This window comes from Actinacidiphila bryophytorum (assembly GCF_016916835.1).
In the GTDB taxonomy this organism is placed as follows: domain Bacteria; phylum Actinomycetota; class Actinomycetes; order Streptomycetales; family Streptomycetaceae; genus Actinacidiphila; species Actinacidiphila bryophytorum.
In genome coordinates this window covers 619,440-641,584 of sequence record NZ_JAFFIX010000001.1, presented here as the reverse complement: position 1 = coordinate 641,584, position 22,145 = coordinate 619,440, and the positions used below count along the sequence as shown (strand labels likewise).

Annotated in this window: 22 protein-coding genes and 2 pseudogenes; 11 read left to right on the top strand and 13 right to left on the bottom strand. The window is 73.3% G+C overall.

Annotation, left to right across the window (positions count from 1 at the left end; all coding sequences use genetic code 11):
- The first annotated feature begins 34 nt into the window (after positions 1-34).
- Both yaaA and eda read left to right on the top strand, forming a co-directional pair.
- A complete protein-coding gene (yaaA, locus tag JT723_RS02725) occupies positions 35-814 on the top strand; it encodes a peroxide stress protein YaaA (RefSeq protein ID WP_205042673.1) in 780 nt (259 codons plus the stop codon).
- A gap of 579 nt (positions 815-1,393) precedes the next feature.
- Positions 1,394-2,026 carry a bifunctional 4-hydroxy-2-oxoglutarate aldolase/2-dehydro-3-deoxy-phosphogluconate aldolase gene (gene eda, locus JT723_RS02720; RefSeq protein ID WP_205042672.1) on the top strand — a complete coding sequence of 211 codons (633 nt, stop codon included), beginning with the start codon at positions 1,394-1,396 and terminating at the stop codon, positions 2,024-2,026.
- A gap of 19 nt (positions 2,027-2,045) precedes the next feature.
- On the opposite strand, the pseudogene JT723_RS02715 reads toward eda, so the two are convergent.
- From JT723_RS02715 to JT723_RS02700, 4 genes and pseudogenes are all read right to left on the bottom strand, one after another.
- Positions 2,046-2,660: pseudogene (locus JT723_RS02715) on the bottom strand (histidine phosphatase family protein); the annotation flags it as partial.
- 15 nt (positions 2,661-2,675) lie between these two features.
- Positions 2,676-3,416: a zinc ribbon domain-containing protein gene (locus JT723_RS02710; RefSeq protein ID WP_205042826.1), complete on the bottom strand. Its 741-nt coding sequence runs from the start codon at positions 3,414-3,416 to the stop codon at positions 2,676-2,678.
- On the bottom strand, positions 3,413-4,291 hold the full coding sequence (locus tag JT723_RS02705; protein WP_205042670.1) for a Nif3-like dinuclear metal center hexameric protein: 879 nt from the start codon (positions 4,289-4,291) through the stop codon (positions 3,413-3,415). The genes JT723_RS02710 and JT723_RS02705 overlap by 4 nt, the downstream gene beginning before the upstream one ends.
- A 112-nt stretch (positions 4,292-4,403) precedes the next feature.
- Positions 4,404-5,468, bottom strand: a complete 1,065-nt coding sequence (locus tag JT723_RS02700; RefSeq protein WP_205042669.1) for an ABC transporter substrate-binding protein — start codon at positions 5,466-5,468, stop codon at positions 4,404-4,406.
- Positions 5,469-5,718: 250 nt separating this feature from the next.
- On the opposite strand from JT723_RS02700, the gene JT723_RS02695 reads away from it, so the two are divergent.
- From JT723_RS02695 to JT723_RS02685, 3 genes are all read left to right on the top strand, one after another.
- Positions 5,719-6,891, top strand: coding sequence for a hypothetical protein (locus JT723_RS02695; protein WP_240164899.1), 1,173 nt, complete (start codon positions 5,719-5,721; stop codon positions 6,889-6,891).
- 618 nt (positions 6,892-7,509) lie between these two features.
- Positions 7,510-8,958: an AAA family ATPase gene (locus JT723_RS02690; RefSeq protein WP_205042667.1), complete on the top strand. Its 1,449-nt coding sequence runs from the start codon at positions 7,510-7,512 to the stop codon at positions 8,956-8,958.
- 10 nt (positions 8,959-8,968) lie between these two features.
- Entirely contained in the window at positions 8,969-9,421 is a 453-nt protein-coding gene (locus JT723_RS02685; protein ID WP_205042666.1) for an ASCH domain-containing protein, read from the top strand.
- Between the two features lie 4 nt (positions 9,422-9,425).
- Here JT723_RS02685 and JT723_RS02680 read toward each other — a convergent pair whose 3' ends face one another.
- The 4 genes and pseudogenes from JT723_RS02680 to JT723_RS02665 all read right to left on the bottom strand — a co-directional run bounded on the left by JT723_RS02680 (position 9,426) and on the right by JT723_RS02665 (position 12,962).
- Positions 9,426-10,730, bottom strand: coding sequence for a sensor histidine kinase (locus JT723_RS02680; RefSeq protein WP_372441199.1), 1,305 nt, complete (start codon positions 10,728-10,730; stop codon positions 9,426-9,428).
- A 64-nt stretch (positions 10,731-10,794) separates the two neighbouring features.
- Positions 10,795-11,640, bottom strand: a pseudogene (locus tag JT723_RS02675) (ABC transporter ATP-binding protein); the annotation flags it as partial.
- A 270-nt stretch (positions 11,641-11,910) separates the two neighbouring features.
- On the bottom strand, positions 11,911-12,111 hold the full coding sequence (locus tag JT723_RS02670; protein ID WP_205042665.1) for a DUF397 domain-containing protein: 201 nt from the start codon (positions 12,109-12,111) through the stop codon (positions 11,911-11,913).
- On the bottom strand, positions 12,108-12,962 hold the full coding sequence (locus JT723_RS02665; protein WP_205042664.1) for a helix-turn-helix domain-containing protein: 855 nt from the start codon (positions 12,960-12,962) through the stop codon (positions 12,108-12,110). The genes JT723_RS02670 and JT723_RS02665 overlap by 4 nt, the downstream gene beginning before the upstream one ends.
- 128 nt (positions 12,963-13,090) lie before the next feature.
- On the opposite strand from JT723_RS02665, the gene JT723_RS02660 reads away from it, so the two are divergent.
- Positions 13,091-13,864: an ATP-binding protein gene (locus tag JT723_RS02660; protein ID WP_205042663.1), complete on the top strand. Its 774-nt coding sequence runs from the start codon at positions 13,091-13,093 to the stop codon at positions 13,862-13,864.
- Between the two features lie 78 nt (positions 13,865-13,942).
- Here the strand turns inward: JT723_RS02660 and JT723_RS35690 are convergent, their stop codons facing one another.
- The 3 genes from JT723_RS35690 to JT723_RS02645 are packed head-to-tail and all read right to left on the bottom strand — an operon-like array spanning position 13,943 to position 16,094.
- Positions 13,943-14,680 (bottom strand): SDR family oxidoreductase, encoded by a 738-nt coding sequence (locus tag JT723_RS35690; protein WP_205042662.1) that lies wholly within the window; start codon positions 14,678-14,680, stop codon positions 13,943-13,945.
- A 26-nt stretch (positions 14,681-14,706) separates the two neighbouring features.
- Positions 14,707-15,633, bottom strand: coding sequence for an RNA polymerase sigma factor SigJ (gene sigJ, locus JT723_RS02650; protein WP_205042661.1), 927 nt, complete (start codon positions 15,631-15,633; stop codon positions 14,707-14,709).
- The gene (locus JT723_RS02645; protein ID WP_205042660.1) at positions 15,630-16,094 is read right to left on the bottom strand and encodes a hypothetical protein; all 465 of its coding nucleotides are present in this window, start codon (positions 16,092-16,094) and stop codon (positions 15,630-15,632) included. The genes sigJ and JT723_RS02645 overlap by 4 nt, the downstream gene beginning before the upstream one ends.
- Positions 16,095-16,223: 129 nt before the next feature.
- On the opposite strand from JT723_RS02645, the gene JT723_RS02640 reads away from it, so the two are divergent.
- A complete protein-coding gene (locus JT723_RS02640) occupies positions 16,224-16,847 on the top strand; it encodes a response regulator transcription factor (protein WP_265934423.1) in 624 nt (207 codons plus the stop codon).
- Between the two features lie 27 nt (positions 16,848-16,874).
- On the opposite strand, the gene JT723_RS02635 is transcribed toward JT723_RS02640, so the two are convergent.
- Positions 16,875-18,329 (bottom strand): MFS transporter, encoded by a 1,455-nt coding sequence (locus JT723_RS02635; protein WP_372441212.1) that lies wholly within the window; start codon positions 18,327-18,329, stop codon positions 16,875-16,877.
- Between the two features lie 162 nt (positions 18,330-18,491).
- On the opposite strand from JT723_RS02635, the gene JT723_RS02630 reads away from it, so the two are divergent.
- From JT723_RS02630 to JT723_RS02620, 3 genes are all read left to right on the top strand, one after another.
- Positions 18,492-19,130: a class I SAM-dependent methyltransferase gene (locus JT723_RS02630; protein WP_205042658.1), complete on the top strand. Its 639-nt coding sequence runs from the start codon at positions 18,492-18,494 to the stop codon at positions 19,128-19,130.
- Between the two features lie 75 nt (positions 19,131-19,205).
- Positions 19,206-20,138 carry an N-acetylmuramoyl-L-alanine amidase gene (locus JT723_RS02625; RefSeq protein ID WP_205042657.1) on the top strand — a complete coding sequence of 311 codons (933 nt, stop codon included), beginning with the start codon at positions 19,206-19,208 and terminating at the stop codon, positions 20,136-20,138.
- A 138-nt stretch (positions 20,139-20,276) separates the two neighbouring features.
- The gene (locus tag JT723_RS02620) at positions 20,277-21,089 is read left to right on the top strand and encodes a hypothetical protein (protein WP_205042656.1); all 813 of its coding nucleotides are present in this window, start codon (positions 20,277-20,279) and stop codon (positions 21,087-21,089) included.
- Between the two features lie 73 nt (positions 21,090-21,162).
- Here the strand turns inward: JT723_RS02620 and JT723_RS02615 are convergent, their stop codons facing one another.
- Positions 21,163-21,711: a hypothetical protein gene (locus JT723_RS02615; protein ID WP_205042655.1), complete on the bottom strand. Its 549-nt coding sequence runs from the start codon at positions 21,709-21,711 to the stop codon at positions 21,163-21,165.
- A 131-nt stretch (positions 21,712-21,842) separates the two neighbouring features.
- Between JT723_RS02615 and JT723_RS02610 the strand changes: the two genes are divergently transcribed.
- Positions 21,843-22,130: a hypothetical protein gene (locus JT723_RS02610; protein ID WP_205042654.1), complete on the top strand. Its 288-nt coding sequence runs from the start codon at positions 21,843-21,845 to the stop codon at positions 22,128-22,130.
- The last annotated feature ends 15 nt before the right edge of the window (positions 22,131-22,145 follow it).

The window sequence follows — 22,145 nt, the reverse complement described above, 5'->3', positions numbered from 1 at the left end:
TCGCCGGAGCCGCGGATCGTGAAGGAGACAAGTCGTGCTCGTCCTGCTGCCGCCGTCCGAAGGCAAGGCCACCGCCGTACGCGGGCGGCCGGTCGCGCTCGACGGGCTGTCCCTGCCGGGGCTCGGTGCGGCACGCGAAGCCGTACTCGACGAACTCGTCGCCCTGTGCGCCGATGACGAGGACAAGGCCGCGGAAATCCTGGGACTCAGCCCCGGGTTGCGCGGCGAGGTCGCCAGGAACGCCGCGCTGCGCACCGCCCCCGCGATGCCCGCAGGGCGGCTCTACACCGGGGTGCTCTACGACGCGCTCGGCCTCGCGACGCTCGACACCGCCGCGAAGCGGCGGGCCGCCAGGTCGCTGCTGGTCTTCTCCGGGCTGTGGGGGGCGGTGCGGTTGGGCGACCGGATCCCGGCGTACCGCTGCTCGATGGCGGTGCGGCTGCCCGCCGCCGGGGGGCTTGCGGCGTACTGGAAGCCGCATCTTGAGCCGGCGCTGGCCGAGGTGGTGGGGGGTGGGCTCGTTCTCGACCTGAGGTCCTCGGCGTATGCCGGGGCCTGGCGGGCTCAGGGGGAGGTCGGGGCGCGCACTGCCACCGTGCGGGTGCTGCAGGTGACGGTTGTCGACGGCGTCGAGCGGCGCAGTGTCGTGTCCCACTTCAACAAGGCGACCAAGGGTCGCCTTGTCCGGGCGCTGATGACCTCCGGGGCTTCGCCCCGGACCCCGGCGGCGCTTGCGCGGGACCTTCGCGATCTCGGGTTCACCGTCGAGGCCGACGGGGGACGTCTGGACGTCCTCGTGCGGGACCTCCACTGAGCCCTGCCGGGAGCTTGGGGGGATCCTGCCCCTCGCGGTGGGCTTCCGGCCTGCGCGCCGTGGTGGCTTGTCGCGCAGTTCCCCGCGCCCCTGGGTGAATGCCACTTGCTGTTGGCTCGCACCTTCCGGTGAGTGGGTGATTGGGCTCGCAGTTCCCCGAGCCCCTGGGTGATTGCCACTTGCTGTGGCGTTGCTGCTTTCCCACTCCTCGGGCTGGGCGCGCAGTTACCCGCGCCCCTGAAAACGCTCACCCTCCTGCGCAGAGGGCGCCGCCTGAAAGCGCCAGCCCTGCGGGCAGAGGGCAACCGTCAGGGGCGCGGGGAACGGCGCGAGCAACCACCACGGACCGTCGTGTGGTGACGGCAGCCACCTCCCCAGGGGCGCGGGGAAGTGCCAGCCCCACGGGCGGGAGAGGCGCGACGCCACAGGAAGTGGCACCCACCTGCGTACCCCCCCGCCCCGGGAAAGGCGGCCGCCCGCCGCAAGGGGCAGGTACACCCGTGGCGCACCCCGCGAAGGGGGTTGCAGAGGGCGCAACGGGCGTTGCAGAGAGTGTGGGCGGGGGGACAGGATGGTGGCATGGACTCCGTGGTTGGGATCGCGCCCGTGATACCGGTCGTCGTCGTCGAAGACGCCGACGACGCCGTACCGCTCGCGCGCGCACTGCTCGCCGGGGGGCTCGGGGCGATCGAGATCACGTTGCGGACGCCCGCCGCGCTGGAGGCGATCCAGGTCGTGGCGCACGAGGTGCCGGAGGCCGTGGTCGGCGCCGGGACCGTACTGACGCCGGACCATGCCGCGGCGGCGGCGGCCGCGGGGGCGCGGTTCCTGGTCAGTCCCGGGTGGACGGAGCGGCTGCTCGACGCGATGTGCGGGACGGGGCTGCCGTACCTGCCGGGTGTCTCGACGCCCTCGGAGGTCATCGACCTGCTCGACCGCGGTGTCACGGACATGAAGTTCTTCCCGGCGGAGGCCGCCGGGGGCGTACCGTTCCTGCGCTCGCTGGCGTCGCCGCTGCCTCGGGCGCGGTTCTGCCCGACCGGGGGGATCGACGCGGCGCGGGCGCCGCACTATCTGGCGCTGCCGAACGTCGCGTGCGTGGGCGGGAGTTGGATGCTGCCCAAGGACCTGCTCGCGGCCCGCAACTGGGAGGGCGTCACCGCACTGGCCAAGGAGGCCGCGGGGCTCGCCCCAGCCGCACCGCGAAGCTGAGGCAGGGAGACCCGCAGGCTCACGTCAGGTGGGTGGTGGAGTTGAGGAAGCGCAGGGACGCGTTGCCGTCGGTGTAGTGGGCGGTCGCGGACAGGGACGCGGGGGCCAGGTCCATGCGGAAGACGGCCTCGTGGGGGGCGCCCAGCGCGAGGCGTATCAGGGTCTTGAGCGGTGTGACGTGGCTGACGAGCAGCACCGTACGGCCGCAGTGCGCGGCGAGCAGCTCGTCGCGGGTGCGGGTGACGCGGGCGGTGACGTCGTCGAAGCTCTCACCGCCCGGCGGTGCGGCGGCCGGGGAGGCGAACCAGGCGTCCAGTTCGGCCGGGTAGCGTGACCGCACTTCCGCGAAGGTGAGGCCTTCCCATGCGCCGAAGGCGGTCTCGCGCAGGCCGTCCGCGACGGCGACGGGCAGGCCGAGGCGGTCGGCGGCGGCCTGCGCGGTCTGCCGGCAGCGGGCCAGCGGCGAGGTGACGACGGCGTCGATCCCGTGGCGGCCCGCGACGAGGGCCGACGCCGCCTGCCCCGCCTGTGCCAGTCCGCGCTCCGACAGCGCGGGATCGTCCCCGCCGCTGCCGGAGAAGCGCCGCTGCTCGGTGTGCGCGGTCTCCCCGTGCCGCAGCAGCACAAGAACCGTGGCGTCAGCCACCGGCTACAGCCCGGAGTCCGCCGTGCGCACCAGGATCCGCCGGCAGTTCTCGCAGCGCACGACCTCGTTGGCGGGCGCGGCCCGCACCTCGTTCAGCTCGGTGATGTTCAGTTCCAGGCGGCAGCCTTCGCAGCGCTTCTGGTAGAGGCGGGCGGCGCCGACGCCGCCCTGCTGGGCGCGCAGCTTGTCGTAGAGCTTGATCAGGTCGTCGGGGACCTGCGCGGCGAGCACCTCGCGTTCCTTGGCCGCGGTGAAGCCCTCGGCGTCGATGCCTTCGAGCGCCGCGGACTTGCGGGTCTCGGCCTGCGCGGCCTCGGCCTGTACGGCCTCGACGCGGCCTGCCAGCTCGGTGGCCCGCTCCTGGGCGGCCTCGCGGCGCTCCATGACGTCGAGCACGACGTCTTCGAGGTCGGACTGCCGCCTGGCCAGCGAGGCCAGTTCGCGCTGCACGTTCTCCAGGTCCTTCGGGCCGAGCGCGCCGGAGTCCAGCCGCTGCTGGTCGCGTGCGGCGCGCTGGCGTACCTGGTCGACGTCCTGCTCCGCCTTGGTCTGCTCGCGTGCGGTGTCGCTCTCCTCGGTCTGCGCGGCGACCAGCAGGGAGCGCAGCTGGGCGAGGTCGGCGCCGAGGCGTTCCAGCTCGGTGTGCTCGGGAAGGGTCCTGCGCCTGTGGTCCAGCTGCGCGATGCGCGCGTCGAGGGCCTGGACTTCGAGGAGGCGGATCTGGTCGGCGGGCTCGGCGTTCAGCGGGGGGCTCCTGGGCTGCTGGAAGGGACGGGAGAAGCGGAGGGTGCGTGCGCCGTCCACGGGTCGGTGACGGCGTACGAGACCTGGGTGCTCAGCGCCCAGCCGTTCCGCTCGGCGAGCGCGTCGACCTCGCGGGCGGCCTGCGGGCACCACGGCCACTCGGTGGCCCAGTGGGCGGCGTCGAGCAGGGCGGGGGTGCCGCCGGCGGCCTGGCGGGCCTCGGACGCGGGGTGGTGGCGCAGGTCCGCGGTCAGGTAGGCGTCGACGCCCGCGGCCCGCACCTGTGCGAAGAGGCTGTCGCCCGAGCCGCCGCAGACGGCGACGCTACGGATCGGGGCCGCCGGGTCGCCGGCGATCCGCAGACCGGTCGCGGTGGTGGGCAGCCCGCGGGCGGCCTGCTCGGCGAACTCGGCCAGGCTGAGCGTTTCGTCGAGTACGCCGATACGGCCGAGGCCGCGGCGGCCCTCGGGGTCGGCGGGGTCGGGTACGAGCGGGCCTGTGACGCGCAGGCCGACGGCGGCGGCGAGGGCGTCGGAGACGCCGGGGTCGGCGCGGTCGGCGTTGGTGTGCGCGACGTAGAGGGCGACGCCGGCGCGGATCAGGTCGTGCACGACCCGGCCCTTGAAGCCGGCCGGGCCGACCGGGGCGACGGTGGTGGTGCCGCGCAGATACAGCGGGTGGTGGGTGACCAGCAGGTCGGCGCCGGCCTCGACGGCCTCGTCCACGACCTCCTGGACGGGGTCGACGGCGAAGACGACCCGGGTGACGTCCGCCGCCGGGTCGCCGCACACCAGGCCCACGGCGTCCCAGGACTCGGCCAGTGCCGGGGGCCAGAGGGCGTCGAGGGCGGCGATGACGTCGGAGAGGCGAGGCACGTATGAAGGTTACCCGGGTTGCCGCCCGGGCCGCCCCGCGGTGGTCGCCGCGATGGTCAGTGCGATGGTCACCGCGGGGAGGGGCCGGGACCGCGTACGGACGGGCCCGGGCTCAGCCCGCCAGGTAGTGGGTCAGGTCGGCGACGACCTGGTCGGCCGCGGTGACGCCCAGGCCCAGGTACCAGGTCTCGTCGGGGACGTCGAAGGCGTGGCCGGCCTTGACCGCGCGGAGGTTCTTCCACAGCGGGTTGGACTGGGCGCGGGCCTTGTCGGTGGTGCCGGGGTCGCCGTAGACGCCGGTGAAGATGTAGTCGCCGTCGGCCTTGTCGATGTTCTCGGCGGAGATCTCCACGGCCAGGTCGTCGATGTCCTGGATCTTGGGCCGCGGGATGCCGGCGTCCTTGAGGATCGTGCCGATGAAGGACGCGTTGCCGTACAGCCGGGTCTTGCCGTCCTGCATGTAGCGGACCATCGACACGACGGGCTTGTGCGCGCCGAACCTCCCGTCGAGCTTGGCGTCGAGCGCCTTGATGCGGGTGTCGTAGTCGGCGAGCTTCGCCTTGGCCTCGGCGGTCTTGTCCAGGGCGGCTGCGTTGAGCAGGTAGTTCTGCTTCCACGTGAAGCCGGGGCGGATGGAGAAGACGGTCGGGGCGATCTTGCTGAGAGCCGCGTACTGCGGGGCGGCGCGCAGCTGGCTGCCGAGGATGAGGTCGGGGTGGAGGCCCGCGATGGCCTCCAGGTTGAGGCTGTTGATGGTGCCGACGCTCTTCGGCTGCCCGCCGTCCTTCTTCAGGTACGACGGCAGCTCCGGCGAACCCTCGCTGGGCGCGTAGCCGACCGGCTTGACGCCGAGGGAGACGACGTTGTCCAGCTCGCCGACGTCCAGGACGACGACCCGGGTGGGCCGCGTCTTGATCACGGTGGTGCCCATGGCGTGGGTGACGGTGCGCGGGAACCGGCCCGGCGCCGCGTCGGTGCCCATCGCGGCGGTCTTGTCGGCGGCCGACCCGAAGTCCTTGCCGCCCTTGGCGACGGACTGCTTGTCCTTGCCCTTGGCCGCGGCGCCGTTGCCGGTGCCGCTCCCGGCACTGTCGGAGGAGCTTCCACAGGCGGCGAGGGACAGGCCTGCGGCGACGACGAGGGCGACGACGGCGGTGTGGCGGCGCCGAAGAGACATGGGGGCACTCCTGGAACGGTTCTCAGCAACTTCTCGGGCACTTTCTTAGGTGAGCCTAACCTGAGCGTGCGGAATGACCTCCTCCGCCCCCCTCCGGGAGCACAACCGCCCTGCGCGCGAGGCGAATTCACGCGAACCGACACCCTTACGTGTGAACTGCACCCACTCGCGTTGATCGTCCGGAAGTACGAAAAGTACGGTCCTGAGCCGGAGGTGGACGATTCATATGACCGTCAGTGCAGTAGGCGCCATGAGCGCGCTCCGTACGGCGGGCGCACCGCGTACCGTGCGCCGGTCGGGATTCACCGTCGCCGCGGACGGTTCGTACGCGGCCTGCCTCGCCGAGACCGTTCCGCCGGCGGGGGGTTCCGCAGGCGGGGGCCTGCTCGCCGAGCGGTGGACGCTCGCAGGACCCGAGCCGTACGCCGTACCGCTGCCCGGGCCGCAGCCGGAGGAGCCCGGCACCCAGGTGCTGCCGCTCACCGACGGGCGGGTGCTGATCAGGCGCCGCGTCGCCGACCGGCACGACCTCGCCCTGCTCTACCCGACAGGACCCGACACCGGCGAGCTGCCGGTCGGTTCGCTCGTCGGCGCCGACGTACGCCTGCTGCCGCCCGCACCCGGCGGTGCCGCGTACGCGCTCGCCTACGACGAGGACGGCGACCGCACCGGCGTCTGGCGTGTACACCGCACGTCCGAGGGCGTACCAGAACCGGTCATGGCCGTGCCGGGCCGGTGCACCGGCGGGGTCTGGCTCGACCGGGCCGGGCGGCTGCTCGCCGTCGACAGCGAACAGGACGGGCGGACCAAGGCCGTCGCCGCCGACCTGCACACCGGGCGCACCAGCCCGCTGCTGGAGATCACCGAGGACAGCGACGACCGGCTGCTGCTCGCCGAGCCCGACAGCGGACTCCTGCTGCTGCGCAGCGACGCCACCGGTGAGGCGCGGCTCGGGTGGGGGGTGCTCGGCAGCAGGCGCCCGGTGCGCTTCCCCGACGCCCTGCGGGTGCCCGGCGTGCTGCTCACCCCGGTCGCCGCGCAGCCCGGCCAGATCCTCATGCCCGAGGCGTCGGTCGTCGCACTGCGGGCCGAGGTCCCCGGCGGGGCCGAGTCGCTGGCGCTGTGGCGCCCCGGCGAACGCCGCCTGCACTGGCGGGCGTCGCCGCCCGGGTGGCTGGGCGCGGCCGGCATGTGGCTGCCGGGCGACGAGCTGCGGCTGCCGTACGCCGACGAACAGTGCCCTGCCGGGCTGGCGGCTTACGAGCCGCCGGCGGGGTGGCCCGAGCCGGGCGGCTCCGCCGGGGGTGCGGGTGTCGTGGCGCGCGCCCTCCCGGCGCTCCCGGCTCGGCCTGCGCTCCCCGCGCTCCCCGCTCGCCGGGAGTGGTGTGTGCTGCCCTTGCAGCAGGCACCGCTCGCGGGGTGACCCGCGTGACGGGGGTGCTGCGCAGGCCAGTAGACTCGCCACTCGCCGTCGGGCATCGGGGAACCCAACGTGACGGAGGGTTCTCCCTGCTTGCCCGCTTTCGGCGGCGCCAACGCGTTTCCACGGGGAGTACGAACATGTCCGAGCCGAGCACCTCTGCCGCCGAGCCCCAGCCCGGCCGCCACCGCGGCCCCGCTTCCCCGGAGCTCCCGGACACCCCTCCCCCACCACCCCCGGGCCGCCACCGCAAACTCCCCCCAACCTGACCCCTTCCGCTGGCCGCGGCGGCTTGAGCGGCGCCCTTTGCGGCGGGCGGTCCGCTTCCGCAGGGGGGGCGACGCCCAGGGGCGCGGGGAACTGCGCGCCCAGCCCCCCACCGGCCGGTGGTCCGGCACGGACCGAACAGCCCCTTTCAGACGGAGACGACCCGCGCGCCCGGTGGGGGCTGGGCGCGCAGTTCCCCGCGCCCCTGAAAAACGCTCCCCGCCCTGCGCAAGGGCACCCCCAGCCACCGCGGCCAGCGGCTGCGCGCCCCGCTCTGTAGCGTGGGTTCAGGTAGATGCAATCTAGGTAGATAGAATCTACGGAGAAAGTTTCTACCTAGACGGGAGCAGGGTGATGGCGGAGACATTTGTCGGGCGGCGGCAAGAGCTGGCCCTGCTGCGCAAGCGGCTCGACCGGGTGGCGGATTCCGGCGACGGGACGGCCGTCGCCCTGCGCGGGCGGCGGCAGGTCGGGAAGTCCCGGCTTGTGCAGGAGTTCTGCGACCGCGCCGAGGTCCCGTACCTCTTCTTCACCGCCACCAAGGGCGCGTCCCCGGTGGAAGCGGTGAGCGCCTTCCTCACGGAGCTGCGGGAGTCCGGGGTGCCCAGCGACCCCGAGCTGGTCCCGGCAGCCGGGTCCGGCAGCTGGCCCGACGCCTTCCGCGTGCTGGCCTCCGTCCTGCCCGACCGGCCCTGCGTCGTGGTCGTCGACGAGCTGCCCTGGCTGGCGGAGCAGGACGACCTCTTCGACGGTGCGCTGCAGACCGCGTGGGACCGCCTGCTGGCCAGGCGGCCGGTCCTGCTGCTGCTCCTGGGCAGCGACCTGCACATGATGGAGCGCCTCACCGCGTACGACCGGCCCTTCTACGGCCGTGCCGACACGATGGCCCTCGGCCCGCTCAACCCCGCCGAGACCGGCCGGGCGCTGGGACTGGACGCGGCCGACGCCATCGACGCCCATCTGGTGTCCGGCGGCCTGCCCGGCATCCTGCGGGTCTGGCCGCACGGCACGCCCGCGACGGCCTTCATCGAGGACGAGTGCGCCGACCCGGCGTCACCGCTCTTCGGCGTGCCCGAGTCCGCACTGATGGCCGAGTTCCCCGCACCCGACCAGACCCGCCGGGTCCTTGAGGCGGTCGGCAGCGGGGACCGCACCCACGCGAACATCGCGGCTGCGGCCGGCGGCAGGCAGGGCGGGCTCGCCTCGGGGGCGCTGTCCCCGCTGCTGCACCGCCTGGTGGACGAGAAGCGGGTACTCGCCACCGACCGGCCGCTGTCCACCAAGGCGGGCAAGCCCGCCCTCTACCGGGTGGCCGACAGCAACCTGCGCCTTTACCTGGCGGCCCTGCGCTCCGCGCAGGAGCAGGCCCGCAGGGGCAGACCCGACTCGGCTTTCGACGTGGTGCGGCGGCGCTGGTCGGCCTGGCGCGGCCGGGCGGTCGAGCCGCTGGTCAGGGAGTCCCTGGAGCTGGCCGCCATCGCAGGCGACCTTCCGTGGCCGGACGCCGAGACCGTCGGGGGCTGGTGGAACCGGCGTTTCGACCCCGAGGTCGACCTCGTCGGCGCCGATCGCGCACCCGTCGCAGGCACCGTGTACTTCGCCGGCTCGGTCAAGTGGCTCGACTCCGCCTTCGACGCCCGCGACCTCGCCGCCCTCACCCGCGCCGCGCCCCAGATCCCCGGCTTCGTCCCCGGGACCAGCGGCCTGGTGGTCGCCACCCGGTCAGGGGCCGAACTCCCGTCGGGAGCCGTGGACGTGGTCTGGTCCCCGGCCGACGTCCTCGCCGCCTGGCCCGCGGGCTAGCGTGGTGCCCATGGCAGACAGCGCAGACGTGGACCTCGCCGGGCTGGGCATCGTGCAGTTCGGGTTTCCCGGGGAGTTGCGGGATCAGCTCGTGGGGGCCGTGCTGGACGGGAGCAAGACGTCGACGACCGGGGTGGTCGCGGACTACGAGCACGAAGGGGAGGCGCTGCCCGAGGTCGGGGAGCGGGGGGTCGTGGTGGACTCCGACGAGCGGGCCGTCGCCGTCATCGAGACGACCGAGGTGCGGGTTGCGCCGCTGCGGGACGTGGATCTGGCGCACGCGCTGGACGAGGGCGAGGGGTACGACAGCGTCGCCGCGTGGCGGCGCGGGCACGAGGAGTTCTGGCACAGCCCGGAGATGCGGGCCGCGATGGACGACCCGGACTTCACCGTGGACGACGACACCCCGCTGGTGCTGCAGCGCTTCCGGCTCGTGGCCGACCTCAGGGGCACAAAGAGCTGAGGCCTCAGACGTCCTCGCCGACCGGGAGGACGGCCGCGACCCGGAAGCCGCCCTCGGGGGCGGGACCCGAGGTGAGGGAGCCGCCCGCGGCGGCGAGGCGTTCGGTCAGGCCGCGCAGGCCGGTTCCGGTGCGGGTGGTCTGGAGCGTGGCGGTCGTACCGGCGGCGGGCGGCGGGGTGAGCCCGCGGCCGTTGTCGGTGATGGTCAGGTGGGCCTGGCCGTCGTCGGCGTGCAGTTCTATACGGGTACGGGTCGCGCCGCTGTGGCGTACGACGTTGGTGACGCCCTCGCGTACCACCCAGCCCAGCAGCGCCTCGGTCTGCGGCGGCAGCGGCGGCCCCGACTCCTGCAGGACGACCTCGATGTCGGAGGCGGCCAGCGCCGAGCGCGCCCGGTCCAGCTCGGTGGACAGGCTGCCCTCGCGGTAGCCGGTGACGGCCTCGCGGATCTCGGTGAGCGCCTGCCGCCCGACCGACTCGATGTCGCCGACCTGCGTGAGGGCCGCGTCCAGGTTGCGCGGCGCCAGCCGCCTGGCCGCCTCGGCCTTCACGACGACCACGGACAGGGTGTGGCCGAGCAGGTCGTGCAGGTCGCGGGAGAAGCGCAGCCGCTCCTCGGCGACGGCGTTGCGCGCCAGCTCCTGCCGGGTCCGCTTGAGCTGGTCCACCGCGTGGAAGAGGGTGATGATCACCGAGACGACCAGGCCGGAAAGGAAGGTGCCGTACGAGAGGCTTGCGGTGCTCCAGAAGCCCTCGTGGTGCAGGCCCGAGGTGGTGCCGGCGGCGGCGCTGAGCGGCATCAGCATCACCCCGAGGGTGCGCCGGCTGCGCGAGACGCTGCCCGCGCACAGCGACACCAGCACGAACAGCAGCATGAAGTTGCCGCCGTAGCCGATCGACAGCGACAGCGTGAGGGCGGCGAGCGCGCCCAGCAGGACGTACGGCAGCCGGGTGGTGGGCAGGCGGCGCGGGCTGAACGCGGCCCTGATCGTGCACACGTACAGCGCGCAGAAGGCGGCAAGGCCCGCCGCGGCCAGCCACGGCACGGGCACCTCCCCCTTGAGCACGTCGGTGCCCGGGCCGATCACCATCAGGATCCACGGGATCAGCGCACCGCCGTCGGGTGCGTTGAGGTGCTCGATCTCCTGCTCGAACTCCATCGGGCCGCGCTTCCACCACGGTGTGCGGCGGCAGCGCTGCCCGCCCGGATCGTCCTTCGTCGCCATCTCGGTCCCCGTCCCCGTCGGCATCGCGTCCATCGAGCGCCTGCCGGGGAGCCGCGGCCTGCGGCCTTCCTCTGCGCCACCCATCACACGGTCCGTGCGCTCCGCCGGTAGGAGAACACAGCGTAACCGGCCAAAAGAGCGAGCACCTGGCCGGTGCGACGGCGAGGCTGCGTACGAGGCCGGCCCGTGCCAGGGCCGGCACCGTCGCGTCGGAGTCGGCGCTGCGCAGGATCGCCCGGTCGCCGCGGACCTCAAGGGCGGTCACGCCCGGCAGGCCGCGCAGGCCCTCCGTGCCGCCGCCCGCCAGGTCGAAGGACACCAGCGTCGCGCCGACCCGGCGCTTGATGGCCTCACCGGTGCCGTCGGCGACCGTACGGCCCTGGTCGATGACGACGACGCGGTCAGCGTTGCCGTCCGCCTCCTCCAGGTAGTGCGTGGAGAACAGCACGGTGTTGCCGCGGGCCGCGTAGCCGCGCATCGACCGCCAGAAGGCGCGCCGCGCCTCCACGTCCAGGGCCGCGGTCGGCTCGTCCAGCACGAGCAGCTCGGGGCCGCCCGCCACTGCCAGCGCGAAGCGCAGCCGCTGGGCCTGGCCGCCCGACAGCTTGTCCACCCGCCGCCCCGCCAGCTCGCCGATCCCGGCGAGGTCGAGTGCCTCTGCGGTGGTGAGCGGGCGGGGGTACGTGGACGCCACGAACCCCACCAGCTCCTTGACGGTGGCCCGCGGGATCGGCTGCCCGACCTGCAGCATCGCCCCCACCCGCCCCGCCCGCACGGCCTCCCGCGGCGCCCCGCCGAACACCCGCACCTCGCCGGCGTCCGGCCGGTCCAGCCCCAGCAGCAGCGCGATCGTCGTCGACTTGCCCGCGCCATTGCGTCCGAGCAGCGCCACGGTTTCGCCTGCGGCGAGCGTGAAGTCGAGGCCTGCCAGCGCCTCGACGCTGCCGAATCTCTTCCGCACCGCCCGGAACCGGGCGGCCCCCGTCATGTCCATGCGACGACGTTACGCACGAGCCCCCACCCGGGGGCAGCCCCGGATGTCCCCCGTCGACCAGTACAAATGTCCTCCGGCCGCGGCGGGCGCGGGCTGCCTCTTCGGCAGGGCCGAGCACATAGGGGCGCGGGGAACTGCGCGCTCAGCCCCCACCGGGGCGCGGGTCGTCACCGACCCGAAGGGGCTGTTCGGTCCGTGCCGGACCACCGGCCGGTGGACGGCTGAGCGCGCAGTTCCCCGCGCCCCTGATGGTTGCCCTCCCGGGCAGGGTCAGGCCCGGAAACCGTCCGCCTTCAGCTCGGCGACGAAGGCGGACCAGGCGTCGGCCGAGAACAGCAGCGCCGGACCCTCCGGGTCCTTCGAGTCCCGCACCGGGACCACCGTGAAGCCGTCGGCGACCTCGACGCACTCGCCGCCCTGTCCGCCGCTGTACGTGCTCTTCCGCCAGGTGGCACCGGTCAGATCGATCATGTGGTGTATCCCTTCAAGGCGTCACGGATCAGGTCGGCCGAGTGCTCACCTGGGAGCGAGGCAGCCTGCAGCAGATCGTATGACAGGCGGGCGCTCTCCAGGCTTACCGCGCGCTCCACGAGGTTCGCGCTCAACAGACCTTCCACGTAAAGCACATCGGGACGTTCCTGGTACGACCACAGGGTGAAGGAGCCGTCGGTTGCCACGTGAGCCCCGGCCGCGAAGGGCAGGATCTGGATCATCACGTTGGGGTTCTGGGCCTGCTTCAGGAGTTCTTCGAGCTGCTCGGCCATAACGGCCGGGCCGCCCACCGGACGGCGTAGGACCGCCTCGTCCAGGATGGCCCAGAGAAAGGGCGGGGCCTCGGAGGCGAGGACCAGTTGCCTGCTCAGACGTCCTGCCAGCAGCGCTTCGATGCGCTCCGTCGAGTCCCTGGGCCTTCCGGCACGCAGCAGTGCCCGGGCGTAGGCCTCGGTTTGCAACAAGCCGTGCACGACCTGGCTCTGGTACGTCCTGACACGGACCGCCTGAGCCTCCTCCCGTGCCGCGCCTTGGAACCAGTCCGGCAGTGCGTCCGCCAGGACCCGGCGGAGGATGCGGGAGAACCGGCCGCCTGTGTCCAAGGCAGCGTCCACCTCGTTGGCGAACGGCTCGGAGGGCGTACGGCGACCGGCCTCCACATTGCTGACCTGCTGGTACGAGTACGAGGTGTGCGAGGCGAGTTGGCGTACCGACATTTGGCGCAGCTCGCGCGCCAACCGCAGCTCTTCGCCGAAGTAGGCAAGCCACGACTTGGAGTTGCTGCCGTCGACGGTCTCGTACTTGTCCCCGTCGCGATTCGCGGAACCCATCGCACTGCCCTCCTTGCGTATTCAGCCCGTTCCGAATACGCGCCCCACCTGTCACTGACCGTAGACGCGTCCCAACCTAGAGGTACCTCCCAGGTCGTGGGGGTGAAACACAGGGAAAGGCAAGCCCAATGGCAACAGCAGGAACCGCGGCGGCGGCCGTGGTCGCAGCGCCCGCGGCGGTCGTGGGGGTGTGGCCGCGGACGGCCGCGTCGGTGGGGCGGGCGCGGCTCAGTGTGCGGGAGGCGGTCGCCGCCTGGGGGATGTCGGCGCTCGCGGACGACGCGGCCCTGGTCGTCGGGGAGTTGGTGACGAACGCCGTGCAGCATTCGCGTGCCGTGGGCGGGGAGATCGAGACGCGGTGCATCCCGCTGCCCCGTTCTGCGGGGGTACGGATCGAGGTGCACGACGGGGACCCGTACCGCATGCCCGCGCTGCGGGCGCCGCTGCCGGACGACACCGGCGGGCGGGGGCTGCAGCTGGTGGACGCGGTCACCCGGCACATGTGGGGGGTGCGGACCCGGGAGGGGGCGCCCGGGAAGCTGATCTGGGCGCACCTGGGGGCCTTGGTGTCGGACCGGGCGGACTACTGCACCGCCGACGACCGGCTCGGGCTGAACCTGGCGACCCGGGTGCTGGCCCTCGGCGGGGGCGCCGCCCCCGACCTGGTCGCCCACAAGGTGCTGTGCTTCCTGGAGTTCGGCCACCCCGGCGGCCACTTCGGCCTGGTCTACGACCACCTCGAAGGGGCCGCCGCAGGGGCGGTGTGGATGCGCTGGGGCGACGGCACCCCCGCGTCCGTTGCGGTGCTGGCGGACTGCCCGGCGCACGGGCCGGACGACACGGGGGCGTGCTCGCTGTTCTCGGGGCATGTGGGCCGCCACTCCTGGGAGTGGGACTTCTGAGGCCGGACGACGCAGGCACAGGCGGCAGGCACGGCACGGGGACTGGGTCCTCAGGTCCGAGGCCCGAGGCCTCGGCCGTCACGCGTTGGCGGCGACCCACTCGTCGTAGGTGATCTTGCCGCGCGGCCCGGGGCCGGTCGGCAGCAGCGCCCCGCCGACCATGGCCCTGCCCGCCTTGCCGGGCATCTTCAGCGGGAGGACGGGGCGGCGCCCGCCGCGGGCGCGGTGGAGCTGGCGGACCATCTGGACCATGTCGCGCTCCTCGGGTCCTGCCAGTTCCGGGGCCATGCCCTGGGGGGCGCCGAGGGCCAGGTCGACCAGGGCCTGGGCGACTTCCCGGGCCGCGACCGGCTGGCAGCGCATCCGGGGGGCGACGGCGAACGGGCCGCCCCGTTCCAGCATCTGCGCGGCGAACTCGTGGAACTGCGTGGCCCGCAGCACGGTGTAGGGGATGCCGGACGCCTCGGCCGCGGACTCCTGCGCGAGCTTGCCCGCGTAGTAGCCGTAGTCGACGCGGTCGACGCCCACGATGGACAGCACCACGTGGTGGGTGACGCCTGCGGCCTGCTCGGCGCGCAGCAGATGCGTCGAGGCCGTGTCGAAGAAGGCCACGGCCTTCGCGCGGCTGAGGCTGGTGATGTTGCTGGTGTCGATGACGCGCTCGACGCCGTCGAGGGCCTGGTCGAGGCCGCGCCCGGTGGTGAGGTCCACGCCCGTGGAGCGCGCGATCACCTGGGGCTGGTGCCCGGCCTCCCGGAGCGCCGCCACGACCAGTTTCCCGGTCCAGCCGGTGCCTCCTGCGACTGCGATGCGCATGTCCTCGTCCCCTTCATCTGGGATGGTCACCTCGGATGGTCACCGTGAGGACGGCGCAGCCCCGGCGGATGTGACACCTCCGGGAGTTTCTCCGGTGCCAGGACGATGTCCACCCGGAAGATGCGGGCGCCCCGGGTGGTCAGCGAGATGACGGCGGTGAAGCCGCCGTCCGCGTCGAGGACGGCAAGGCCGGTGGCGGCGTTGACGGCGATCGGGACGACCCGGCCGCCGGGCGGCACCCGGCCGGAGACGCCAAGCATGTAGCGGGCGATCCGGTCGGCGCCGACGACGGGCCTGCGTGCGGCGCTGACCTGGCCGCCGCCGTCGCTGGTGAGCTGGGCGGCCGGGTCGAGGATCGCCATGAGCCCCTTGAGGTCGCCTTCCGCGGTGGCGCGGCTGAAGGCGTCCACGACCGCGTCGTGCTCGGCGGAGGCCACGTCGATCCGCGGGGTGCGCTCGCCGAGGTGGCGGCGGGCGCGGGCGGCGAGCTGGCGTACGGCCGCACTGCTGCGGCCGACGACCTGGCCGACCTCGGTGAAGCCGATGCCGAACACGTCGTGCAGCACCCACGCGGTGCGCTCGGCCGGGCTCAGCGTCTCCAGCACCACCATGAGCGCGAAGCTGATGGACTCGTCGAGCGTCACCTGGTCGGCGGGGTCGGGCGCGCCGCCTATGCCGGGTACGAGGGGTTCCGGCAGCCACTCGCCGACGTACGTCTCGCGCCGTACGCGCGCCGAGCGCAGGGTGTCGAGGGCGCCGCGGGCCACGGCGACGACGGCCCAGCCTTCGACATCGCGCACCGGCTCGGCAGCGTCGGCGGCGGCCAGCCGCAGCCAGCACTCGGCGACGACGTCCTCGGCCTCGCTGTGGCTGCCGAGCAGGCCGTACGCCATACGGATCAGCCGCGGTCGCGCCCTGGTGAACGCCTCGGCCAACGCGGTCTGGTCGCTCACCGGCCCAGTCTCCCACCGCCGCCCCGGCCCGCCGTCCCGGACACGCGCGGGTCAGGGCCGCCGCGGGCCGGGAGCAGCAGGGCCGCACCGGCCAGGACGAAGGCGCCCAGCGAGATCACGTTGAGCACCTGGTCGCGGCCGTTGTACATGTCCAGGTGCTGCATGTGGTAGACGAAGTGCGGCACGCTGAAGACCAGCCACGTCAGGACGGTCAGCGCGACGACCTGCCCGTTGTCCGGCCGCCGCGCGGCGCCCAGGCTGAGCACGGCCAGCGCCATGTACAGCGCCCCGACGTCCTTGGACAGGTGCTCGTTGTACGGCCCGAGCACCGGCAGCCAGTGCAGGCCGAAGCCGGGGAATGACCGGTACCAGGAGCCGGTGGCGAAGTACGCCCACACACCGACGTACGCACCGGCGGCGGCCAGCAGGAGCAGCAGGACTCGGCGGCTTGCAGCGTTCATGTCCGGAGGACGGGGCAGCCGCCCGTCCTGTGACATCGCCTTCCCCCGGGCGGGGGTGGTCCGGTACAGCCGCGTTCCCGTACGGCCGCGGCGGCGGGGCGGCGCCACCTGGCTGGTTACGCTGAGCGGGTGAGGGATGAGGACAAGCCCGTACGGGTCCTGCTCGCCGAGGACCAGGGCATGATGCGGGGGGCGCTGGCGCTGCTGCTCGACCTGGAGGACGACATGGAGGTCGTCGCCCAGGTCGCGGCGGGCGACCGGATCGTCGACGAGGCGCTGGCCGTACGGCCGGACGTGGCGCTGCTCGACATCGAACTGCCCGGGCGCAGCGGTCTTGACGCGGCGGCGGAGCTGCGTGAGCGGCTGCCCGAGTGCCGGGTGCTGATCCTGACGACGTTCGGGCGGCCGGGGTATCTGCGCCGGGCGATGGAGGCGGGCGCGGCCGGCTTCCTGGTCAAGGACGGCCCGGTGGAGGAGCTGGCCGGGGCGATCCGGCGGGTGCTGGGCGGGGAGCGGGTGATCGACCCGGCCCTTGCCGCGGCGGCGCTCAGCGCGGGGCCGAGCCCGCTGACCCAGCGCGAGCAGGACGTGCTCAACGCCGCCGCGGACGGCGCGACCGTCGCGGACATCGCCGGGCGGCTGTTCCTGTCGGAGTCGACGGTACGCAACTACCTGTCGGCGGCGATCGGCAAGACCGGCACCCGCAACCGCATGGAGGCGCTGCGCACCGCCCGGCAGAACGGCTGGCTCTGACCCGGGCGGCTGCTCAGACAGCGGGTGTTACGGAGCGGGCCGCGGGTCAGGCTTGGGCAGCAGCACGATCAGGCACGTACCGACCGCCAGGAAAGCCGCACCGATGAGGAAGGCGAGGCCGTAGCCGTCGGACAGCGCCTGCCCGGGGCTCGCACCGCCCGACGCGCGCGAGGCGATACGAGACGCGGCCGCCGTCGCCAGGACGGTCAGGCCCAGGGCGCCGCCCAGCTGGCGTGAGGTGTTGAGCAGGCCGGAGACCAGGCCCTGGTCGCCGCGCCCGACACCGGACATGGCGATCGCGGCGACCGGGGTGAGCAGCAGGCCCGCGCCCAGCATGGTCAGGATTCCCGGGCCCAGGATGACGCCGAGGAAGGTGCCGTCCGCGGTGATCCGGCTCTGCCACACCACCCCGGCGACCGCGACGGCCCCGCCCACCGCGGCGATCACCCGGGCGTCGATACGGCCCATGAGCCGCGGGGCGAGCTTGGAGCCGATGATGATCGCGACCGTGTGCGGCAGGAAGGACAGGCCCGCGCGGATCGGGCTGTAGTGCAGCACCTGCTGCATGTAGAGCGACAGGAAGTACCAGACGGAGAAGGTCGCGGCGCCCGCCGTGAAGAGAACGGTGTTGGCCGAGGCCACCGAGCGGATGGTGAACAGCCGCAAGGGGATCAGGGGATGGGCGGTGCGCGCCTCCACCAGCGTGAACAGCGCGAGGACCGCGAGGCCGCCCAGCAGCGGGCCGAGCGAGACCGGCGAGGTCCAGCCGTGCGACTCGGTCTCGGCGATGCCGTACGCGAGTGCTGTCACGCCGCCGGTGACCAGCAGCGCCCCGGGGACGTCGAGGCGGCGGGCGGCGGCGCCGCGGCTCTCGGTGAGCCACAGGGCCGCGCCGACCAGGACCAGGGCGCCGATCGGCACGTTGACCAGCAGCACCCAGCGCCAGGACAGCAGGTCGGTGAGCAGCCCGCCGACCAGGCCGCCCGCCGCGCCGCCGCCCGCGCCGACCGCGGTCCAGGTGCCGATGGCCCGGGTCCGCTCGGGGCCTTCGGGGAAGGAGGTGGTGAGGATGGACAGCGTCGTCGGGGCGAGCACCGCGGAGCCCAGGCCCTGGATCGCCCGGGCGGTGATCAGCATCCACGGGCTCTGGGCGAGCCCGCCGGCCAGGCTCGCGGCGGTGAAGAGGCCGAGGCCGGTCAGGAAGGTCGCCTTGCGCCCGAAAAGGTCGGCGGCCCGCCCGCCGAGCAGCAGGAAACCGGCGAAGGCGAGCGCGTAACCGTTGACGACCCACTGCTGGCCGGTCTCGCCGAAGCCGAGGGCGGTGCGCATCGACGGCAGCGCGACGTTGACCACCGACACGTCGAGCACGACGAGGAACTGCCCGGCGCACACCGCGAGCAGCACCGCCCACGCGGGTGCCGCCCGCTTGGGGCGGCGGGTCAGGTTCCTGGCGGGTCCGGCGGGGCTGCGCTGTCCGAGGATGTCACTCACGGCCCCCACTCTGCTCCTGCGCCCGCCCGCGCGGCATCGGGATTTCGCCCTACGACCTGCGGCCCCGTCCCTCCGTCCCCGTCCCTGCGGCCCACGGCCGGAGGCCGAGACCCGGCGCGGCCCGCCGGGCCGGCAGGTTCGTAGGATGCCCGGATGACTGACGTGTTCGCGGCGTTCGAAGCCGCCAAGGGGTTCATGCCCGTGGATGAGGGCATGGCGCTCCATCGGGCGGCGGTGGATGCGGCCGGGGGCAGCGGGCTGCCGGTGCTGGAGGTCGGGACGTACTGCGGGCGGTCGACCATTCTGCTGGCGGATGCGGCCAGGCGGGCGGGGACGGTCGTGGTGACCGTGGACCACCACCGCGGGAGCGAGGAGCAGCAGCCCGGGTGGGAGTATCACGACCCGGCGCTCGTGGACCCGGAGACCGGGCTGATCGACACGGTGCCGCACTTCCGCCGCACCCTGCACGCGGCCGGTCTTGAAGAGCACGTGGTGGCGGTCGTGGGGCGGTCGCCGCAGGTGGCGGCGCTGTGGACGCAGCCGTTCAGCCTGGTCTTCATCGACGGCGGGCACACCGACGAGCACGCGGTGGCCGACTACGAGGGGTGGGCGCCGCGGGTCGCGCCGGGCGGGGTGCTGGCGATCCACGACGTCTTCCCCGACCCGGCCGACGGCGGGCAGGCGCCGTACCGCATCTACCGGCGGGCGCTGAAGTCCGGCGGTTTCGTCGAGGAGTCGGTGACGCGATCGCTGCGGGTGTTGCGCTGCGTGACCGGCGGCACCGTACGGTAGTAGGCCGGTCCGGTGCGCGGCCCTGTTCACCGGGGGCCGTGCGGGGCGGCGAGAAGGGCCGATAGAGTCGCGGGCGTGTTCAGCAACGAGTCACACGGGGGCGCTCGGGGCCGGTCGCTGGTCGTCACCGCGGTGGTGGTGGCCGCGGCAGTGGTCGCGGGCTGGTTCGTGTACGACGCACACCGCGGCTCCGACTCCGGCCCCGCGGCCGGCCTCGGCCCCGCCGGTACGCCGTCCGCGACGCCCGCCGCCGGCGGCTCGCCGGTGGCGCAGGGTGACGCGAGCGGTACGCCCGGCGCCACGTCACCGGTACCGGCCCCGACGCGCGCCAAGGAACTGGCGGGCAGGACGGTCGTCATCGACCCGGGGCACAACCTGGGCAATGCCAAGCACACCGCGGAGATCGACAAGCTGGTCGACATCGGCACCAACCGCAAGGCGTGCGACACCACCGGCACCGCGACCGACGCCGGCTACCCGGAGGCGACGTACACGCTGGACGTGTCCCACCGGGTGCGGGCGCTGCTGCAGGCGCGCGGCGCGAAGGTCGTGCTGACCTACGACGGCGACCGGGCGTGGGGGCCGTGCGTGGACGAGCGGGCCAGGATCGGCAATGAGGCGCACGCGGACGCGGCGCTGTCGATCCACGCGGACGGCGCGCCCGCGGACAAGTTCGGCTTCCATGTGATCGCGCCCAAGTCGGTGCACAAGGGCGCGGCGGACACCCGCGCCGTCGCCGGCCCCTCGCTGCTGCTCGCGACGACCCTGCGCTCGCACTTCAACGCCGCCACCGGCGAGCCGGTGGCCAACTACCTGGGCGGGAAGGGTCTGACGATCCGCGACGACCTCGGCGGGCTCAACCTGACCAGGGTGCCGAAGGTCTTCATCGAGTGCGGCAACATGCGCAACGCGCACGACGCCGCCGCGTTGACGAACGCCGCCTGGCGGCAGCAGGCTGCGCGGGGTATCGCCGACGGAATCACCGCCTTCCTGGAAGGGAAGAGGTGACGGGGCTGTAGCAGTCCGGTATGGATCGTGCACCAATGCCCATACCCGGCCACCCGGCCAAGATCATCCTCGTACCATGGGGCACCGCCCCGAGTGACCCAAGAGAACTGACAGAACTGACAAAGGACAGGACCTGACGTGAACATCCGCTCCCTGACCCGAGGAGACGGCGCGGTGATCGGAGCAGCGGTGCTGCTCCTGATCGCCTCTTTCCTGCCGTTCTACAGCGTGGGGTCCGAGTCCCGGAACCTGTGGCACTCGGACTGGTTCCCGACTCTGCCGTCGGTGACGCTCGCTGCGCTCGTGGCAGCAGGCGCCGTACTCATGGCCCGCTCCCCGCAGTTCACCGGCAAGCAGGTGCTCGGGCTGTCGCTGGAGCAGTGGGCCGTGTCGCTGTCGATCTACGTCGGCTGGTCCGCGGTGTGGGCGACGCTCTTCCACAACCCCGACGGCCTCGACAAGGGCTCGGGCAACTGGCTGACGCTGCTGTTCGGTCTGGCCATCGCGATCGTCGCGCCGCTGTCCAGCCGGCTGCCGGCGCTCAAGGCCCCGCTGATGGGCGCCCCTTCGCCGGCCGGCCAGCAGCAGCCGTACGCGGTGGGCGGTGCGGCCCCCTACGGTGCCGCACCGCAGCAGGCCGGTTACGGCTACCCGGGCGGCGCGCAGTCCGTCGACCCGGCCTTCGGCCAGCAGCCGTACGGTGCGCAGGCCGCGGCGCCGCAGCCGCAGCCCGCGGCGGCGGCGCCCGCCTCGGACTTCACCGCGTTCTGGTTCGCGGTGCCGGTGCCGCGCCCGCTGTTCGCGGAGGACAACTCCGGTGCGCAGATCGCGGAACTGACCCCGGGCACCTGGTACCTGGCCGTCGACCAGCGCGGTGCCGCGCTGATCGCGCAGACCCAGGACGGCCGCCGCGGTGTGCTGCAGGACAGCAGCGGCATCCAGCGCGGCTGAACCGTATCTCCACGGCCACGGCGGCCGGCCCTCCCGTCACGGGATGGCCGGCCGCCGTGCTGCGTACGGGAGTTCAGCCGCTCTTGAGCTGGTCGAGCGAGGGGACCTGGTCCTTGACGTCGGCGCCGGCGTTCTTGCCGGCCTCCTTGACCTTGTTGATGACGTCGTCGTAGCTGTTGACGGCGCTGCCGTCGCCCTTGCGCAGTTTCTTGGGCAGGTCCTTGAGCGCGTCGATGCCCGCGGTGACCGGCGCCATGTACTTGCTCAGCGTCGGGTCGCCCTTGGCGTTCTTGGACGCGGCCTTGAGCCTGTTGTACGCGAAGGTGCCGGCCAGGCCCGCCTTGATCAGCGACACCGTGCGGCCCTTGGCGCCCTTCTTGAACGAGCCCTTGCGGTAGGGCTTGATGATCCACTGGTATGCGGCTCCCGCGGCGAGCCCGGCGTTGGCCACGAAGCGGGTCTTGGCGAGCTTCTGCTGCGACGCGGTGGGCGACGCGGTGATGTTGACGGCGGCGGTCGTACCGCCGCGCGAGGACGAGCCGCCGCACGCCGGCAGGGCCAGCAGGGCGACGGCGAGCAGCAGCGCGGCCAGGGTTCTGCGCAGCGGAATGCCGGTCGGCACGGAGGACCTCCGGTGGGCGTCGTGCGAGGGATGCGTCATATGTCCTCGCAGCATCACCCGGCCCGCACACCTGCGCGACCGGTGCGCGACCGAACGGGTTTCGACCACCCGATCGGGGCAAGGCGGCCGTCATGGCCAGACGGTATGGCGGCAACCCCGCCGCGGCGATCATCCTCATCGCCGCAGACATCGCTGCACTGATCCTCGTCCTGTGGATCCTGTTCTTCGTCTTCGACGCCAACCGGGCGAACGACCTGGTCGACTGGGTGCACCACGCGGCCGACTGGCTCGCGGGATGGTCGAAGGACCTGTTCACACCGGACAACGCCAAGTGGCGCACCGTGCTCAACTACGGTCTGCCCGCGGTGGTCTACATGCTGATCGCCCACGCGATCGCCGGCCGGGTCAACCGGGCCTGACCGCCCGGTGATCCC

Bases quoted from the DNA above. Each gene is read 5' to 3' on its own strand.
- eda (WP_205042672.1), top strand. From the start codon at position 1,394: ATGGACTCCGTGGTTGGGATCGCGCCCGTGATACCGGTCGTCGTCGTC.
- JT723_RS02700 (WP_205042669.1), bottom strand. From the start codon at position 5,468: ATGTCTCTTCGGCGCCGCCACACCGCCGTCGTCGCCCTCGTCGTCGCC.
- JT723_RS02695 (WP_240164899.1), top strand. From the start codon at position 5,719: ATGAGCGCGCTCCGTACGGCGGGCGCACCGCGTACCGTGCGCCGGTCG.
- JT723_RS02690 (WP_205042667.1), top strand. From the start codon at position 7,510: ATGGCGGAGACATTTGTCGGGCGGCGGCAAGAGCTGGCCCTGCTGCGC.
- JT723_RS02685 (WP_205042666.1), top strand. From the start codon at position 8,969: ATGGCAGACAGCGCAGACGTGGACCTCGCCGGGCTGGGCATCGTGCAG.
- JT723_RS02680 (WP_372441199.1), bottom strand. From the start codon at position 10,730: ATGGGTGGCGCAGAGGAAGGCCGCAGGCCGCGGCTCCCCGGCAGGCGC.
- JT723_RS02670 (WP_205042665.1), bottom strand. From the start codon at position 12,111: ATGATCGATCTGACCGGTGCCACCTGGCGGAAGAGCACGTACAGCGGC.
- JT723_RS02665 (WP_205042664.1), bottom strand. From the start codon at position 12,962: ATGGGTTCCGCGAATCGCGACGGGGACAAGTACGAGACCGTCGACGGC.
- JT723_RS02660 (WP_205042663.1), top strand. From the start codon at position 13,091: ATGGCAACAGCAGGAACCGCGGCGGCGGCCGTGGTCGCAGCGCCCGCG.
- JT723_RS35690 (WP_205042662.1), bottom strand. From the start codon at position 14,680: ATGCGCATCGCAGTCGCAGGAGGCACCGGCTGGACCGGGAAACTGGTC.
- JT723_RS02645 (WP_205042660.1), bottom strand. From the start codon at position 16,094: ATGAACGCTGCAAGCCGCCGAGTCCTGCTGCTCCTGCTGGCCGCCGCC.
- JT723_RS02630 (WP_205042658.1), top strand. From the start codon at position 18,492: ATGACTGACGTGTTCGCGGCGTTCGAAGCCGCCAAGGGGTTCATGCCC.
- JT723_RS02610 (WP_205042654.1), top strand. From the start codon at position 21,843: ATGGCCAGACGGTATGGCGGCAACCCCGCCGCGGCGATCATCCTCATC.